The following is an 18,254-nucleotide window of genomic DNA, read 5'->3' on the forward strand; positions in this document are numbered from 1 at the left end:
AATAAAAGATAATAACCCGTATGGCTAAAAATAAAAACTTAATTTATATTGCAATTTCATTAGTTGTATTTATAGTTTTAGCATTTTTATACTCCACTCCTGTTTTTTCCGGAAAACAGCTTTTTCAGCATGATATCGTACAGTACAGAGGAGGAGCAAAAGAACTTCTGGACTACAGAGCCGATACCGGAAACGAAACCTACTGGAGTGACTCCATGTTTGGCGGGATGCCCACCTATCAGATGGGAAGCCAGTTCAAAGGCGACATCATCAAAAAAATCGACAGCAAGCTGAACTTCCTGCCAAGACCGGTTAATTATCTATTCCTCCTTTTTGCAGGATTTTTCTTCCTTGGAATGGTAGCCGTCAGAAACTGGAAGTATGCTTTACTGGGTGCCACTTTCTTCGGATTATCTACTTATTTTTACATTATCATAGCGGCAGGACACAACGGTAAAGTAAATACCATCGAGTATTTTGCACCGCTCCTTGCCGGAATTATATTAGTCTATATAAGGAAACAGTATATCTGGGGATTCATTGCAACGACCCTTTTTATGGGACTTCAGATTGCAGCTAACCACCCACAGATGACGTATTATTTGTTTCTGGCGTTAGGATTTTTATTCCTGTCCGAACTGGTAAGAATGATCCAAAAAAAGACGCAGCTGAAGCATTTCCTTATTTCATCAGGGATTATTGCTGCTTCATGTCTTATCGGTGTCGGGATGAACTCCCAAAGGATCATGGCTAATTCCGAGTACATCAAAGAAACTGTACGTGGAAAACAAATCTTGACTAATGACAGCCATACCTCTGGCGAATCAGGGCTGGATAAAACCAGTATTCTGATGTGGAGCTACGGAAAGCTGGAAACGCTGAATCTTTTCATTCCAAGGCTAATGGGTGGCGGAAGTCAGGAACCGGAAGCTAAGGAAATGATGAACAGGGTTCAGGAGTTAATCCAGGAAAATGTAGGCTCACAGGCTGAAATGGACAGAATTTCCAAAGGTTTCAACGGGGTTACCTACTGGGGCGATCAACCGGGAACTTCAGGCCCTGCTTACCAGGGCGCTGTCGTATGTTTCCTTGCTTTATTAGGATTCTTTTTTGCATGGAAAAAATACCGTTACTGGATCCTTGGAGCATCCATTCTGACCGTTTTGCTGGCCTGGGGAAGCAACTTTATGCCGTTGTCTGACTTCTTTATCGACTATGTTCCTTTCTACAGCAAATTCAGAGCACCATCTTCCATATTGGTGGTGGTGGAATTATTATTCCCATTAATTGCTGTTATTGGAATATACAGGTTTTTTACAGACGAAAAACTGACTGAAGAATACAAAAAGAAAATTCTTATGTATGTAAGCGGCGGAACGTTGGGACTGTTATTGATCCTTCTTCTTTTCGGAAAATCTCTGCTTGGTTTTTACACCGATGGCGAAAAAACATATTTCCCGCCTTTCCTGTTGGATTATCTTGCTGATGAGAGATTTAAACTGTTCAGAATTGATGCCATCAAAGCATTAATCTATGTCGCTATAACGGCTGCTGTTCTTTTCTTAACCATGAAGAAGAAGCTAAGCCAGAATATCGCTTTGATCATTATTGGCGCAGTGAGTTTATTTGATCTTTGGACGGTAAACAAACGCTATCTGAATGATGAGAATTATGTAGACAAGGTTTTTGCTGAAAATCCATTCCAGACAGAAGGTTCAGACCTGCTTGCAGAAAAAGTTCAGGGAAATCCGAACCTAGAGTCCATTTTAGCCAATGTCAACGTTAATAAAACGCTTGAAACCATTGCTGAAAAAGACAAAACACATTACAGGATTTTCAATAATATTTTAGGCACATTCAGTGAGACCAATACCTCTTATTTCAAATCTTCAATCGGTGGCTACCATGCTGTAAAGCTGAGAAGATATGATGACGTGATCAATGAATACTTCCAGGTCATGGACTCTGTGAAAGTACCGAATATTCTTAACCTTCTTAATGCCAAATACTGGGTAATGGGAGGACCGGAGCAGCCTCAGGCAATGCCGAATCCTAAAGCCAACGGAAATGCCTGGTTTGTAAGCGATCTGAAATTCGTGAATACACCAGACGAAGAAATCAAATCTATTGGGGTAATCGACAGTAAGAAAACGGCTGTCATTGCATCATCAGACAAATCTTATTTCAGCAATAAACCTGTTCAGGCAGATTCTGCGGCATTTATCAATCTAACGAAATATCAGCCGAATGAACTGGAATTTAAATCTCAGTCAAAAACACCTCAGCTGGCTGTCTTTTCTGAGATCTACTATCCTCACGGATGGAAAATGTTTGTTGACGAAAAGGAGGTTCCTTACATCAAGGCAGATTATCTTCTGCGTGCTGTACATGTTCCTGCCGGAAACCACAACATCAGAATGGTCTTTGAGCCTGAAGTGATACAAAAAGGTAAATGGCTGTCGCTTTTATGCTTCGGATTATTTATTGCACTGAGTGCATTCGGGATCTTCTGGATGAATAAAAATAAGAAAAAGGAACAGCTTGTTGAAAAAACTGTTTAAAGTTTAAAATTTATTGTTCAAGGTTAATGGAACAAAAAAAAATACTGATCATCACCTATTACTGGCCTCCTGCGGGAGGTCCTGGTGTTCAAAGGTGGCTGAAGTTTGCAAAATATCTGCCTGAATTCGGCTGGAATCCCGTAATCTTTACTCCGGAAAATCCAAGCTATCCCCTACTCGATGAAAGTCTTTTAAAAGACGTTCCGCAAAATATAGAGATTGTAAAAACCAAAATATGGGAACCTTATCAGCTGGCTGAAAAGCTGAATAAAAGCAATAAAAAATTCAAAGCCGGACAGTTTGACGTCGGTAAAAACCAAAGCTGGAAATCCAGGCTTTCGATCTGGGTAAGAGGAAACTTCTTCATTCCGGATGCAAGGGTATTTTGGGTAAAGCCTTCCGTCAAATTTTTAGAGCACTATTTAAAAGAAAATAAAATAGAGGTGGTAGTTACTTCCGGACCACCCCACTCTCTTCACATGATCGGCCTGGGACTGAAAAAGAAGCTTCCTAATCTGAAATGGATCGCTGATTTCCGTGATCCCTGGACAGAAATTTCTTATTACAAACATTTAAAGCTCACCAAAAGCTCCGACAGGAAACACAGACTGCTTGAAAGCGCTGTTTTTAAAACTGCGGATATAACATTGGCAACAAGCTATACGGATGCTGAAAATTTCAGAAAAGCAGGAGCAAATGCTGTTTGCATTACAAATGGGTTTGATGAAAGTGACGCTTCACCTTCACACAGCCTGAAAGGAGAAAAGGCAAAAGGGCAAAATAACGAATCATTTACCCTAAGTTATATTGGCGTTCTTGAGCAGCTAAGAAACCCTAAAAATCTCTGGAAAGTTCTTGATGAATTAGTGAAGGAAAATAAAGATTTTGCAGATCATTTTATATTGAAATTTGCGGGACGAGTTGACGATAAAATCTTTCAATCTATAGAAAATTCAAACCTTAAAAATCATATCCTTAACCTAGGCTATATTTCCCATGACAAGGCTGTTGAAGAGATGAAAAATTCAAACCTTTTACTGATCACTAATTTCCCGAACGAGTCTTCTAAAGGAATTATTCCAGGAAAAATATTTGAATACCTGGCAACCGGAAAGCAGATTATTTCTTTCGGTCCGGATGAAGCGGATGTTTCGAGAATACTTGCGGAAACAGATGCAGGAAAACATTTCGGTTATGAGGATTCTAAAGCAGTCAAAGATTTTATCCTGGAGAAATATGAGCTCTGGAAAAAAGGGAGCCTCCTTGAAAATACTCAGAATATTGAACAATTTTCTAGGAGAAATCTCACTAAAAAACTGGCTGAAATTTTACCTTAAATTTGGAAATTTTCTGATAGGAAAGAAACCTGTTAATTCTCAGGATCATTATACAATGCCATAAATGCTTCGACTCCGCTCAGCATGACATCTCTAATAAATAACTATAAGTTTAGAAAGTGTCATGCTGAGCGGAGTCGAAGCATCATTCATTTACAAAGATTAGTAACTTCCGGCTTCTCTCTTCCAGTTTCAAGCCTTTAAGCACAGGTTAGATTAAATCGTCCATTGGTCATTGACAACGGCTATCAGATATTGTTTTCCCTGGAATTCCTCAAAGACAAAACGGATAGTCTTCCAATCCATTTCGCCATTCTTTTCGGTACCTTTTATATAGTTTTCGGTAAAATCTTTACCGGGATATATTTCCTTTAAATTATTCAGTGAATTCCCGCCAGCCTGGAATTTATTCAATGAATACTGTGCAGTGGTAAAATCTTTAGAGAAGACCCATTTTGCAAAATAATCATTGATCGTTGCTTTGTATGGATCTCCTGAACCATCCTGAGCGCCCCAGGTAAATACCGTCTTTGTCGGCTGAAATTTCACAAACTCCTCTTTGGAAAAATGCTTGTCTTCTTTTGGATTAACAAATCCATACATTGAGAAGCTGATTCCTTTTTCCGGATGAATAAATGAAGCAAAAGTTTTATAATCTTTACTTTTCAAAGCCTGCAAAATCCCATCGTTAGCTGTCTTTACAGCTACTTCATCTGTTTTTTTCTTCTGTGCTGCCGTCTCAATATTCTTTTCTTTGGCCTGGGCCATAGAATCTATCACATTCGGAACAGGTTTTTCCGGATTTTTCTTACAAGCGGCTAACAAGGTTAATGACAATACCGGAATAATGAAGTTTTTCATCTTTTCAATTTTTTAATTCATAAAAAACACCAAAACTGATGCCAATACAATACCTATGATAGATAAGTTCTGTTGTCAATTTTCCGTTTAATAAAGTGCTTTTGAGTAAATTTGTTCTATGGAAATTTTAGACATCCTTATTATCGGAGGCGGGCCTATAGGTCTCAACTGTGCCCTTGAAGCCCAGAAAAACAATCTGACTTACCTGATCATAGAAAAAGGAACTATCGTCAATTCCTTATATCATTATCCTTTATATATGCGTTTCTTCTCCACGGCGGAAAAACTGGAGATAGATGGTATTCCGTTTATTTCTACTGCTCCCAAGCCGGGGAGACAGGAAGCTCTGGAGTATTATCAGGGAATCGCCAGACAGAGGAACATCAATATCAATCTCTATGAAAAAGTCCTGAGGGTTTCCAAAACCGGAGATGTCTTTGATATTGAAACTTCCAAATCAGTTTATAGAGCCAAAAATGTTGTTATTTCCACAGGATTCTACGACATCCCGAATCTGATGAATATTCCGGGAGAAAATCTTCCTAAAGTGAAGCATTATTATACGGAGCCTTATCCATATGCAAAGCAAAAAGTGGCTGTAGTAGGATCAAGTAATTCTGCGGTGGATGCAGCTCTGGAAACCTATCGGAAAGGAGCCGATGTAACCATGATCATCCGTCATTCCGAAATTTCCAAAAGTGTAAAATATTGGGTAAAACCAGACATTGAAAACAGAATTGCAGAAGGAAGCATCAAAGCTCATTTTAACTCAGAAATAATAGAAATTACCGAAAATTCCGTCATTTTTAAAGATGAAAACGGGCAGGTTAACGAAATTGAAAATGATTTTGTTCTTGCCATGACAGGTTATCTTCCCGATTTCGAGTTCTTAAGAAATTCCGGGCTGGAACTGCAAGGCGACTGCCTGAATCCGCTATACGATCCGGAAACCATGGAAACCAATGTTCCGAATCTGTATCTGGCCGGTGTTGTCTGCGGAGGAAAGGATACGCATCTTTGGTTTATTGAGAACTCACGCGTTCATGCGCAGATGATTATTGGAAATATACTTTCTAAGAAGTAATTATCACTTGGTAGATTTTAATCCAATTTTGCGAATTATGCTGTAATTACAGTTTGCTAAAATTCAGCATTGGCTCCGAAGATAAAGTTTCTTTTTGCAGCAGGATTATAGAAACGGCTTCCAAAAGCATTGATATCAAAACCGGCAACGTAATCCGTATTGTAAAGGTTCTGAATCTGTAGATATAGATTCAGTTTTGCCCTATCAATCTGTATTGGAAATCCTAACCTGATATTGCTTACCAGGCTTGGTTTTGACCAGACAGAATTGGCATCGTTCAAAAGTATTTTTGAGATATAGTAATGAGAATAGTCTACAGTAAGATTTTTAAAAAAAACAAAACTGAATAAGCTGTTTACCGTTGTGTCCGGTACTCCTGTAACCTCATTTCCTGAAAAATCTTTCTCCAGCTGTTTATAATTTCTGAATTTAAAATCATAAAAACTTCCGGAAAACCGAAACTTAAAGCTGCTTAATATTTCATTCTTAAGATTAAAATTTTTAGACTCTAAAAGAATTTCTACCCCTTTCTGGGCGATATTTCCCTGATTGGCAAAATATTCCTGTCCGCTTTCATTTTGTCTTCGTACAATGGCATCTTTCATCCTGAAATCAAAATAACTTCCTTCAATAAAAATAATATTTCCAAACTGTTTTCTGAAACCAATCTCTTTATTCCACCCATATTCAGGAACAAGATTAACATTAAACTCCTGATTGGAAGACCTGATCTCTTCACTTGTAGGAGCTGAATTTCCTTTTCCTATTTTTCCTCTTATTGAAAAACCTTTTCCCAGCAGATAAGTAATTCCCAAGTTCGGAAGCCACTGCTCCTTAAATTTCACACGACCCACATTTGAAACCGGATACATCCTCTCCCATTCGTAGGAATTTGAATTTAAGCTTATTGAAATATCGGTAAAAAGCTTTTCATTAAAATTCAGTTTTTGTGACAGAAAATAAAAGCCAGAATTATTTTTCAACTGATCAAAATTCTGAGGGCTGCCCGGCATTCCTTTATTGTTGTTATAATTCTTAACCAGAATATTTTGATTTCCACCCTCAAATCCTAACCTCAACGCCAAGGATATGTTGTTCCAGTTTTTTTCATAATTAAAATGGGTCCTCAAGGCAAAATTCCTTTCAAATCTGGTCTCAAAATTCGTGATGAAAGGGTTTTTAAAATCCACATAAGAACCCTGTACTAAAATAAAGTGTGAAAAATTTGGGTTAATGGCAGTCTCATGTGAAATTCCTGCTAGAACCATCTTATTACGGATTCCTGCATTCTGTTCTTTTGCGCCCAGAAGCTCGCCAGCAGATGGCCTTGCCTGTTTCCTGTCAGATTCCGTCTGTTGCAGGGTGAGTCCGCCCGGGGTTTCATAATCCAGATCAGAAACCAATAGTACAGCATTCAGTGAAGCTCCGGAAGCATATTTAAAATGATCTTTAAGATAGATCTGCTGTCTCTTTACGGCTGATTGCTCACGGTAAGAGTCTGTCTGGTAATAATTCTGAAAAATTTCAAAGAAATGTTTTCCTTTCTCGCTGGCAATATCAAAATTCTGTTCGAAAGTGCCGTAACTTCCTATAGAAATTCCGGCAGATAAATGATCTGATTTCCTGGTTTGCAAAAGCACCGTTCCACCGGTCACAGCTCCGTAATCTCCACTTTCCGGGCCTTTATAGATCTCCATCCTGTCGATAAGTTTCGGGGATATGATATTAAAATAAGTATTCCCGGAAGCATCAGATAAAATGAAATCATCCAGATAGACTTTGATATTCCGTACGCCAAAAGGAGATCTCAGGGTGCTTCCACGGATTGATATCCTGTAGCTGGCCGGTGAACGCTCTTCCATTCTGGCTCCCGCAATTTGATTGACAGCTTCCAGAAGTCTTTCCGGAGGATTCTGCCCCAGAAGATTTTCAGAAACAACAGAAACGGATTTCGTAGAGGCCATAAAAAGAACCGGCTTCTTATAAGCATCAATTTTCACCTCAGATATCAGAACAGCAGTATCCTTTTTCTGCGAAAAGAAAAACGACACGGTGAGAATAAAAAAGAATGCTAATAATCTCGTCATCAGCACAAAGCTAGCAAAGTTTTTATTGTAATTTTATGCGTATTGTAAAAACATGCAATATTTTAGCTTTTAATCTCCCTTTTCTTAAGCATCCAGGGAATCACAAAATAAAACCCGGCAGCAATGCCCACAGCCAATACTCCGGTTCCTATCCACAGGGTATTGAAGCCTAGTTTATCTGCGGTCATGGTCCCGACATATGGTGTAATAATAAAAGCTAAAGCAACAGATATTCCGTTCATTCCCATATAAGCTCCTTTATTGTTTTCACCAGAACGCAGGGCTGTTATTGTAGAGATAAACGGAAGCGTCCAAATCTCGCCAATACACAGCAATGTCATGGAAACAACAAGTGTAAAAATGGAATGATCAAAGACCAGCATTGCATAAGAAACTCCACATAATACAGTTCCTATGAACAAAGTAAAGGCAAGGTTGAAATATTTTTCTGCAATCTGTACAAAGCCCATCTCCAGGAGTACAATAAGAAAGCCGCTATAGCCCAGAATATATCCGATACTTTGTTGGCTTAGATGTGCGGTATCCTTATAAAAAATAGTCAGTGTGCTGAATAACTGGAAAAAACAGATGGCGAACAACATACAGAAGAAACAGTAAAGCAGGAATTTCCCATCGCGGTATGGAGAATTTTCTTTTCTAACAGCAATGGCTTCTTTTACTTTTTTCGGTTTCAATGAGGCCAGCTTATTACGTTTTCCAAAGAACCGGATATACATCAAACCGGCCAGCAGTGCGGCCAGGGCATTACTGAAAAATAAAAATTCATAAGAAATAGCGGATAGTATACCTCCCAATGCAGGGCCGATGGAAAACCCAAGGTTTACAGCCATCCGGTTGAGTGAAAAAGCCCTGGTAATATTTTCAGGTTTCGCATATTTCGTAATCGCTACTGAGTTGGCAGGACGGAAAGTCTCGCTCACAATACTTTGGATCAGAATAATCGCGGCCAGCCCCACTTCTGTCTTAAAAAGTGGAATAAGGCAAAATAAAGGCACACTCAGAAGCAAACTCAGACTCTGGACACGGTATTCTCCGATTTTATCGGTAATTAATCCTCCCAACCATGATCCCAGTACGGAACCTATTCCAAAAAAGCTCAGAATAATTCCTGAATTTTCAATACTGAAATGAAGATGCCCTGTCATATACACTCCCAAAAACGGAAGTACCATAGAACCTGCACGATTGATGAGCATGACCAGCGCCAGCATCCAGCTTTCTTCTGAGAGTCCTTTGAAAGAACCCGTATATACGCTAATTAATTTCACAATATATTATTTTTTTGGGGGAGAAATTCGAGTGAGGTGCAAAAATAAGCAAATTGGCCAAGAATGCCTTTTAAAAGGCACTTTTTTTATCAATCATATTGATAGAGACAAGGATATAACACATGAAAGAGAATTAATATAAAATGATCTTTAAAGTAATACTTAAACAAAAAAGCAGGACTTTCAATAAGTCCTGCTTTTATATTAATCATTGTAAGATTACTCCGGTTTAAAAGAATCTTTCAATGTTACTGTACGGTTAAATACCAAATTAGAATCTGTAGAATCCTGGTCTTTTGTAAAGTATCCGATTCTTTGGAACTGAAGTGGCTCTCCTACAGCAACATCTTTTAAGCTCGGTTCAGCAAATCCTTTAATAGTTGTTACCGATTCAGGATTGATGAAATTCAGGAAGTCTACATCCTTTTCTGCATCAGGCTGTTCTACAGTAAAGAGTTTGTCATAAATTCTTACATCTACCGGAATAGCATGCTTTGCAGATACCCAATGAAGTGTACCTTTTACTTTTCTCAGGCTTTCTTCGGTTCCGCTTCCGGATTTGCTCTTTTCATCATAGGTTGCATAGATCGTAGTGATCTCACCGTTTTCATCCTTTTCTACCCTTTCTGCTTTGATGATGTAAGCTGATTTCAGACGAACTTCCCCTCCTAATTTCAGTCTGAAGAACTTATTATTAGCCTCTTCCTTAAAGTCTTCTCTTTCGATATATAATTCTCTGGAGAAAGGAACTTCTCTTGTCCCTGCATTTTCCTGTTCAGGATTATTTTCAGTTTCAAGCCATTCTTCTTTACCTTCAGGATAATTTTCAATAACCAGTTTTACCGGATCTACGACTGCCATCACACGCTTTGCCACCTTGTTCAGGTCTTCACGCACACAGAAATCAAGCAGCTGGATCTCTATCAGGTTTTCTCTTTTGGCCACCCCTACTTTTTCAATGAAATTTTTGATTGATGCCGGCGTGAAACCTTTTCTTCTCATTCCGGAAATGGTAGGCATTCTAGGATCATCCCATCCTGTTACTACTTTTTCAGCAACCAGCCTTTGAAGCTTTCTTTTGGAGGTGATCATATAAGAGACGTTCATTCTGGCGAATTCTCTCTGCTTAGGAGCTATTTTAGATTCGTCGTATACCTGCTCAAGGTACCAGTTATATAGCGGTCTGTGATTTTCAAACTCTAATGAGCACAATGAATGCGACACCTGCTCCAGATAATCTGATTCACCGTGTGCCCAATCGTACATCGGATAGATCTTCCATGCCGTTCCTGTTCTGTGGTGAGGCCTTTTCAGGATTCTATACATCACAGGATCACGTAAATTCATGTTCGGGGACACCATATCGATCTGCGCACGAAGAGACATTGAACCTTCTTCAAATTCTCCGTTCTTCATTCTTTCGAACAGGTCAAGAGATTCTTCTACCGGACGATTCCTGTACGGCGACTCTATTCCCGGCTCCGCAGGATTCTTTCTCTGCTCCGTGATCACTTCAGATGGCTGCTCATCTACGTAAGCTTTCCCGTCTTTAATCATCTGTACGGCCCATTCATAAAGCTGCTGGAAGTAATCGGATGCATACAGCTCTTTATCCCATTTGAAACCTAACCATTCAACATCTTTTTTAATAGAATCCACAAATTCCTGCTCTTCTTTCTCAGGATTCGTATCGTCAAAACGAAGGTTCACGGGAGCGTTGTATTTTTCGCCCAGCCCAAAGTTGATGCAGATAGCTTTAGTATGGCCAATATGCAGGTAACCATTCGGCTCAGGGGGAAAACGGAAACGGATCTGTTCTTTTTTCAGACCGTTTGCCATATCATCTTCAATAATTTGCTCAATAAAATTGAGTGATTTTTTTTCTTCTTCCATTTAAATTAGCTTTTATTGTATGCAAAAAAAGTTTGACAAAGTTACGGAAAATTTAGGGCTTACGGAAATGATAATCTAAATGCTGAAAGACTAATAAATTCATTATTTATAGCTAACTTAGATAGAACTAAGACCAATCACAAAATTTATTCACTATGGCTGTTTATATCCTAAGCAATCGTAAGATCGTCCGTCACAAAGGCGAAAAAACAGATTCATTTTCCAATGATGAATACTCTATTCCCAATTTCAGGATCGCAAAATGTGATTTTGACACCTACAAAGAGCCTACTGCAGCCAAAAAGAAGAAAGGTTATACCAACCGAGGTATTTTAAATTACAAATTATTTTCTGAGCCGGAAAAGCCGGGCTATGAAGATGTCCTAGAAGTTTTACGGAATGAAAAAGGCATAAAAACCTCATCACTGACAGCCGATAATCTCGGAGGAACCCAAAGAATGTTCTATGAATTGTATAAGAATATGTCTTCCACGAAGGAAAGAAGTGATGTTCTGATTTTCATTCATGGTTATGCGTATGATTTTGATGACGAATTAAGAGCGATTATTGATCTTAAAAAACTGTTTATTGATAATCCGGCATCACCTGTGGAACATATTCTTTTTGTGAGCTGGCCTGCTTCAAGCAGTATTGTTCCCCTCACCTATTTTGATGATAAGGCATCAAGTATTAATTCGGGATCATCGCTGATGCGGCTGTTTTATTTTTACACCCAGTTTTTAAAAGATATTTTTTCAACCCGCGACCTTGCTCCGTGCAATCAAAGGGTACACCTGATGGCTCATTCTCTTGGAAACAGGGTGCTTCAAAGTATGCTGTACAGCCTTAAAAAAGAAAATATCCTCCGCGTTATCGATCAGGTCCTGCTTTTAAATGCTGATGTAACGTATAAGGTCTTTGAAAATTCTGAGGATTCATTTAATAAGCTCCCGCTTCTGGCCAACCGTATTTCGATTTATCTGAACAGAAAAGATACTGTGTTGGGAATTTCACAATTCACTAAAAACATCATGACTCCCAGATTAGGCAAAAACGGCCCCAGCGATATTGAGAAACTGAAGGATATTGTTTCTATTATCGACTGTACTTTTGTAGAGGACGATATCCTGAACAGCCTCAAATATGAGATCGGAAATCATTGGAGATATCTTTCCAGCTCAATGGTTCAAAATGATATTTTTCAGAATTTATATGGGATTGATAGAAATTTAATCATAGGTAGACTAAAAAATAACGAAAATATTTTCACAATTATTTCTTAACAATTAATTAAAAAATTCCTATAAAATTAACTATATGTTAAAGTTTTTTTCTATCACTTCAAATGGCATGAAGATTGTAAATCATTTTAAAGAGAAATAAAATATTTTATCATGAAAAGAATTAAAAACAAGTTTTCTTACATAGTGAGATATATTAAGAAAGCAATTTTTGTAAAAGACGTGATTTAATAAATGAATAGCAACCCATAAAATAAAATTATCCGACCCTAACACTACTTTGCTCCTATTTCTAGATCTTACATCTTCTTTATTAGTTTAAAGAAGCTATTTGTAATATCCGTAATTTGGATGTAAAAGAAAGTTTATCTCAAATGAAGATAGACAATCTCTGAGCATATGAACAACCTTGTTTGCCCAGAGATTTAATTCTTTTCTTTGTATATTTTAAAACGGAGCAGCTCGTTATTCAGTTCTAAACTAGATTCAAAATTATTTACAAATAGAGATCCGGTTCCCAAACCTTGAGGCATCTGATTTTTTTTTGTAAATGTATACTGTGCGATAGCATTAAGCCCTATATTACTTTCGAGTGCGGAGGTGATCCACCAGCCAATATTCTGCTCTTCTGCAAGTGAGATCCACTCATCTGAGCCGGCAAACCCACCAATCAATGCAGGTTTAAGAATAATATACTGCGGTTTAATTGTTTCTAAAAGTTTTCTCTTTTCAACAGGATCTGTAATACCTATCAGCTCTTCATCCAAAGCAATGGGAGTTGGAGTTTCGGCACATAAAAATGCCATATCATTCCAGCTTCCAGCTCTGATAGGCTGCTCAATAGAATGAATATGAAGATCTGCAAGTTGCTGCAAAACAGTTTGTGCTTCTTCCTTATTAAATCCGCCATTCGCATCTACACGAAGCTCCAACATTTCTTTTGAGAATTTTTCTCTTAATTTTTGAAGAATTTTGTGTTCAGATTCCCAGTCAACGCCAATCTTCAATTTGATACAATGGAATCCTTTTTCAAGCTTTTCCCGGATCTGCTCCTCCATATACTGAATATCTCCCATCCAGATGAGCCCATTAATCATGATAGCAGATTTTCCTTCGGTAAATTCACTTGGAAAATACAGATGGCCTCCGTATTTCAGATTCAGAACTGCCTGCTCATACCCGAACCATATAGACGGAAATTCTTTCAGTTCTTCTTTTAAATACAGATAATCCCGGTTAATATTTTCACAAAGCCATTGTAGCTTTTCTTCATAATCCGGCCTGTCATCGAAACTCAGTCCCCTGAATACTGCACACTCCCCTGTTCCTGCTCTCCCGTTTTCTTGGATTTCGAGAATAAAGGTTTCTTTTTCATGCAAAACGCCGCGAGACGTTCCGCTCGGGCGTTTAAATTCTAATAAATATCTGAAATATTTTGCTTTCATTATTTTACACTGTCAATCCGCATGAATTCCTCTGCTTTTTCCACCATCTGAATACTTCCGCAGAAAAAAGGAATTCTCTGATGCAGCTCTGTAGGCTCTACTTCAAGAATTCTTCTGAATCCGTCTGTAGCTTTTCCTCCAGCCTGTTCAGCAAGGAATGCCATAGGATTGCATTCGTACAGCAATCTTAGTTTTCCGTTTGGAGCCTGTGAATACGAAGGATAAATATAAATTCCTCCTTTCAGCATATTTCTGTGGAAATCTGCTACTAAAGAGCCGATATATCTTGAAGTGTAAGGACGGTCTCCTTCTTCCATCTGGCAGTATTTAAGATAGTTTTTCACACCCTGAGGGAATTTGATATAATTTCCTTCGTTGATGGAATAAATCTTCCCATTGGTAGGAAATGTCATATTAGGATGAGAAAGATAATAGGTTCCCAATGAAGGATCCAGAGTAAATCCGTTCACTCCGTTTCCGGTAGTATAAACGATCATGGTAGAAGAGCCGTAGATCACATATCCTGCTGCAATCTGGTTGATCCCTTTTTGAAGAAAATCTTCCAGCTGAACCGGAGTTCCGGGTTCTGTTACCCTTCTGTAAATAGAGAAAATAGTTCCAACGGAAACATTCACATCAATATTGGAAGATCCGTCCAAAGGATCAATCAGAACAACATATTTACTTAAATGACCGTTTTCACCACACTTAATGTCAATAAAATCATCATTTTCCTCTGAAGCAATACCACAAACAACCTCTCTCTGAGACAAAGCCGTAATAAAAATTTCATTGGCAATTACATCAAGTTTCTGCTGTTCCTCACCCTGAATATTCTGATTTCCGGCTGCTCCTGTTATATCTACAATTCCGGCTTTATTTACTTCTCTGTTTACCACTTTTGAAGCCAATCTTATGGCGCTCAGAAGACGGGAAAATTCACCTGTAGAATACTGAAAATCGTCCTGTTTATCTATAAGAAATTCTCCTAAAGTCTGTAATGGTTGATTTGACATATTTTTCTTTTTACGTTTTCCCCAAATTTCGGAAAATTTATCGGAGAAAGAAAGCTTTTATTAGAAAAGACCTTAACGATTGTTTTTCAACACAATACAAAGCCAACAATGATGTAGACTTAAAATCAGCACTGCATAATTAATCCCCATTTGATGACAATAAATCAAGGATATTCTGATAATATTCATCATGTATCAATTTTAATTAAATCTTAATCCTATCCAACCGCCAGAAACTTTCATATCTCGTTGTAAATTTATAATTTTGACGTCCGTAAAAAACTCATGTAATTTTTAATCTAACAATTTTATTTTTAACAAATTAATGAAAATTTTCAAGTTTGGTGGAGCATCTGTAAAAGATGCCGAGAGTGTAAAAAATGTGTCCATGGTTTTACAAAGCCAGGGATTTGCCAAGTGTCTGCTGGTTATTTCAGCAATGGGCAAAACGACAAATGAATTGGAAAAGGTTGTAGAACTTTATTTCAAGAAGGATAACTATCAAACTGAGATTGAAAAGATAAAACGAAAACACATCGAGATTGCGGAAGGTCTGTTTCCTGAAAATCATGCAGTTTTTGCTGAGATCAATATATTTTTTGATGACATCGATTCTTTCTTAAGAAGAAATAAATCTCCTAATTACAGCTTCGTCTATGACCAGGTCGTAAGCTGTGGGGAAATGATCTCTACAAAAATCCTGAGTGAATACCTGAACGAAATTCAGTTTACCAATCAATGGCTGGATGCCAGAGATTATATCAAAACCGACAGTTCTTACAGGGAAGGTATGGTAGACTGGGCAAAAACAGAGGAATTTATTTCAACTTTAAATACGGATATCTGTTATGTAACGCAGGGATTCATCGGTTCTGACGACAATAATTTTACAGTAACTTTAGGAAGAGAAGGCTCTGACTACTCTGCCGCTATTTTTGCGTATTGCCTGAATGCTGATGCCATGACGATCTGGAAAGATGTTCCGGGAGTGATGACAGGGGATCCAAGAAAATTCAGTGATGTTTCTCTTCTTTCCAATATTTCTTATGAAGAGGCCATTGAGATGGCTTATTACGGGGCAAGTGTCATTCACCCGAAAACGTTGCAGCCTCTGCAGCAAAAAAATATTCCTTTTTATGTAAAATCTTTTGTAGATCCTACCAAAGGAGGAACTAAGGTTGGAGCTTCAGATAAGAACCAACATGAGGAATCTTATATCTTAAAAGAAAACCAGGTTCTTTTAAAGATCTCAACAAGAGATTTTTCATTTATTGCAGAAGACCATATGAGTCTTATTTTCGGATATCTTTCCAAATATAAGATCAAGGTATCTCTGATGCAGAACTCTGCTATTTCACTGGCTTTATGCCTGGAAGATAAGTTCAACCAGGTGGATGAGCTTAATGATGAACTTCAAAAAATATTTAAAACCAAAGCGGTTAAAAATGTATCTTTATTCACAGTAAGAAATGCGAAGATGGATCATATTGACAAATTTTACCAGGAAAAAAATGTATTATTGGAACAGATTTCCAAAAATACGGTTCAAATGGTAACACAATAATTTTAACTGCGACTAAACACATATGAGTTTAATTTCGAAAAACGATCTTATCACTGCTTCCGGCTTAAGCAAAATTGGGTTCCTTAAAAACCCGGTCGCATCGGCCGTGATGAGTATTGCCAAAATAAATGAAGTTAATAGATTATACGACAAATTAAAAGATAAGGTAGGCAAGGATTTTTTCGACTCATTTGTAAGAGAAAGGAACTTAAGCTATGTTGCTTTTGAAGAAGATCTGGCAAAAGTTCCGAAAACCGGACCGTTTATTCTGGTTTCGAACCATCCTCTGGGTGCTATTGACGGGATTTTAATGTGTAAGATTCTTTCTGAAGTACGCCCGGATTTTAAAGTAATGGGGAATTTCCTTCTGGAAAAGATTAAACCTATGGAACCGTACGTAATTTCTGTAAATCCTTTCGAAAACAGAAAGGAAGCTTACAGCAGCACTTCGGGAATGCGTGAAACTCTGAAACATCTTCAGAACGGAGGCTGCGTAGGTATCTTCCCGGCAGGAGAAGTATCCAATAAGAATAATCCTTACGGAGAAATTCTTGACCGAGACTGGGAGAAACCCGCTCTTAAGCTGATCAGAATGGCTAAAGTACCGGTAGTTCCTCTGTATTTTCATGCTAAAAACAGCAGGCTGTTTTATCAGGTTGCAAAACTTCATCCAAGTTTACAGACGCTGATGCTTCCTGCGGAAATGATGAATGACAGGGAAAAACCAATCAGGATCAGAATAGGAAAGCCCATTACCGTAAAGGCAATGGATGAAATGGAAACCATTGAAGAGCTAGGAGAATTTCTGAAGCGTAAGGTTTATATGATGAAATCTTACTACGAAAAGAGAAAATCATTGGCCCAAAGCATCAACCTTAAAAATTTAACGTTAAAATTCCCACTCTTAAGAGAAGAAAATATCGTCCAGAATATCATTGATGAAACTCCCACGGAAGACATCCTAAAAGACATCAACCGCTTGAAAGGGACAGAAAAAATGCTATTCAGTAACGGAAATTACGAAATCTATTTCACGACTTACGAGGAAATTCCTTCTGTGATGAGAGAGATCGGCCGTCAGAGAGAACTTACTTTCCGTGCTGTGGGTGAAGGGAGTAATCTTCCGTTTGACCTTGATGAATATGATAAGCATTATCATCATCTTTTCCTTTGGGACAGCAGTGCGGAGAAGCTTGCCGGAGCCTACAGAATGGCTTTGGGGAAGGAAGTTATGAAGAAATACGGCATCAAAGGATTCTATACAAGCTCTTTATTTGAGTTTGAGCAGGATATCCATCCATTCTTCAAAAAAGTGATCGAAATGGGCCGCGCTTACATTTGTGAGGAGTACCAGCAGAAGCCACTTCCTCTTTTTCTTTTATGGAGGGGAATTGTTCATGTATGCTTAAGGAACTCCGACCATAAGTTTTTGATGGGCGGCGTAAGTATTTCCAATAAATTCTCTGAGTTTTCAAAATCTCTGATGATTGAGTTCATGCGCTCGAACTACTTTGATTCAGCAGTTGCACAATATATCACGCCGAGAAATGAGTACAAAGTAAAGCTTCGCGACCGGGATAAAAATATTTTCTTTGAGGAAATGGAATCTGATCTGAATAAGCTTGACAAGATTATTGATGACCTTGAACCTGAGCTAAGGTTACCCGTTCTGATCAAAAAATACATTAAGCAGAATGCGAAAGTGATTGCTTTTAATGTAGATCCGAACTTTAATGATGCTATCGACGGATTGATGTACATCCGAATCAGTGATCTTCCGGAAAGTACGATAAAGCCTGTATTGGAGGAGATGAGCGACCATATCAGAAAAGAGCAGGAAAATAATTCAGCTGAAAATCAGTAGGTTTTATTTTTA

12 protein-coding genes are annotated in these 18,254 nt (G+C 38.2%); 6 read left to right on the forward strand and 6 right to left on the reverse strand.

Annotated elements, in window-relative coordinates:
- Window positions 1-20: 20 nt before the first annotated feature.
- Both ACMGDK_RS10495 and ACMGDK_RS10500 read left to right on the forward strand, forming a co-directional pair.
- Window positions 21-2,561, forward strand: coding sequence for a YfhO family protein (locus ACMGDK_RS10495; protein WP_436807906.1), 2,541 nt, complete (start codon window positions 21-23; stop codon window positions 2,559-2,561).
- Between the two features lie 26 nt (window positions 2,562-2,587).
- Complete coding sequence (locus ACMGDK_RS10500) at window positions 2,588-3,898, forward strand: glycosyltransferase family 4 protein (RefSeq protein ID WP_436807907.1); 1,311 nt, start codon at window positions 2,588-2,590, stop codon at window positions 3,896-3,898.
- Between the two features lie 216 nt (window positions 3,899-4,114).
- On the opposite strand, the gene ACMGDK_RS10505 is transcribed toward ACMGDK_RS10500, so the two are convergent.
- Complete coding sequence (locus ACMGDK_RS10505) at window positions 4,115-4,759, reverse strand: hypothetical protein (protein ID WP_436807908.1); 645 nt, start codon at window positions 4,757-4,759, stop codon at window positions 4,115-4,117.
- 118 nt (window positions 4,760-4,877) lie between these two features.
- On the opposite strand from ACMGDK_RS10505, the gene ACMGDK_RS10510 reads away from it, so the two are divergent.
- Complete coding sequence (locus tag ACMGDK_RS10510; RefSeq protein WP_436807909.1) at window positions 4,878-5,843, forward strand: YpdA family putative bacillithiol disulfide reductase; 966 nt, start codon at window positions 4,878-4,880, stop codon at window positions 5,841-5,843.
- Between the two features lie 56 nt (window positions 5,844-5,899).
- Here the strand turns inward: ACMGDK_RS10510 and ACMGDK_RS10515 are convergent, their stop codons facing one another.
- From ACMGDK_RS10515 to ACMGDK_RS10525, 3 genes are all read right to left on the reverse strand, one after another.
- Window positions 5,900-7,930, reverse strand: a complete 2,031-nt coding sequence (locus ACMGDK_RS10515) for a TonB-dependent receptor (RefSeq protein ID WP_436807910.1) — start codon at window positions 7,928-7,930, stop codon at window positions 5,900-5,902.
- 62 nt (window positions 7,931-7,992) lie between these two features.
- Window positions 7,993-9,162, reverse strand: coding sequence for an MFS transporter (locus ACMGDK_RS10520; RefSeq protein ID WP_436808262.1), 1,170 nt, complete (start codon window positions 9,160-9,162; stop codon window positions 7,993-7,995).
- A gap of 276 nt (window positions 9,163-9,438) precedes the next feature.
- Window positions 9,439-11,112: a glutamine--tRNA ligase/YqeY domain fusion protein gene (locus tag ACMGDK_RS10525; protein ID WP_436807911.1), complete on the reverse strand. Its 1,674-nt coding sequence runs from the start codon at window positions 11,110-11,112 to the stop codon at window positions 9,439-9,441.
- Between the two features lie 155 nt (window positions 11,113-11,267).
- Between ACMGDK_RS10525 and ACMGDK_RS10530 the strand changes: the two genes are divergently transcribed.
- Window positions 11,268-12,395, forward strand: a complete 1,128-nt coding sequence (locus ACMGDK_RS10530) for an alpha/beta hydrolase (RefSeq protein WP_436807912.1) — start codon at window positions 11,268-11,270, stop codon at window positions 12,393-12,395.
- A 383-nt stretch (window positions 12,396-12,778) separates the two neighbouring features.
- Here ACMGDK_RS10530 and menC read toward each other — a convergent pair whose 3' ends face one another.
- Both menC and fbp read right to left on the reverse strand, forming a co-directional pair.
- Window positions 12,779-13,798, reverse strand: a complete 1,020-nt coding sequence (gene menC / locus ACMGDK_RS10535) for an o-succinylbenzoate synthase (RefSeq protein ID WP_436807913.1) — start codon at window positions 13,796-13,798, stop codon at window positions 12,779-12,781.
- Window positions 13,798-14,814 carry a class 1 fructose-bisphosphatase gene (gene fbp / locus ACMGDK_RS10540; protein ID WP_040998657.1) on the reverse strand — a complete coding sequence of 339 codons (1,017 nt, stop codon included), beginning with the start codon at window positions 14,812-14,814 and terminating at the stop codon, window positions 13,798-13,800. The genes menC and fbp overlap by 1 nt, the downstream gene beginning before the upstream one ends.
- A gap of 325 nt (window positions 14,815-15,139) precedes the next feature.
- On the opposite strand from fbp, the gene ACMGDK_RS10545 reads away from it, so the two are divergent.
- Both ACMGDK_RS10545 and ACMGDK_RS10550 read left to right on the forward strand, forming a co-directional pair.
- Window positions 15,140-16,378 carry an aspartate kinase gene (locus ACMGDK_RS10545; protein WP_436807914.1) on the forward strand — a complete coding sequence of 413 codons (1,239 nt, stop codon included), beginning with the start codon at window positions 15,140-15,142 and terminating at the stop codon, window positions 16,376-16,378.
- Between the two features lie 22 nt (window positions 16,379-16,400).
- Window positions 16,401-18,242, forward strand: coding sequence for a bifunctional lysophospholipid acyltransferase family protein/GNAT family N-acetyltransferase (locus ACMGDK_RS10550; RefSeq protein WP_436807915.1), 1,842 nt, complete (start codon window positions 16,401-16,403; stop codon window positions 18,240-18,242).
- Window positions 18,243-18,254: the final 12 nt, after the last annotated feature.

The organism is Chryseobacterium hilariae, from assembly GCF_051400735.1.
Lineage (GTDB): Bacteria > Bacteroidota > Bacteroidia > Flavobacteriales > Weeksellaceae > Chryseobacterium.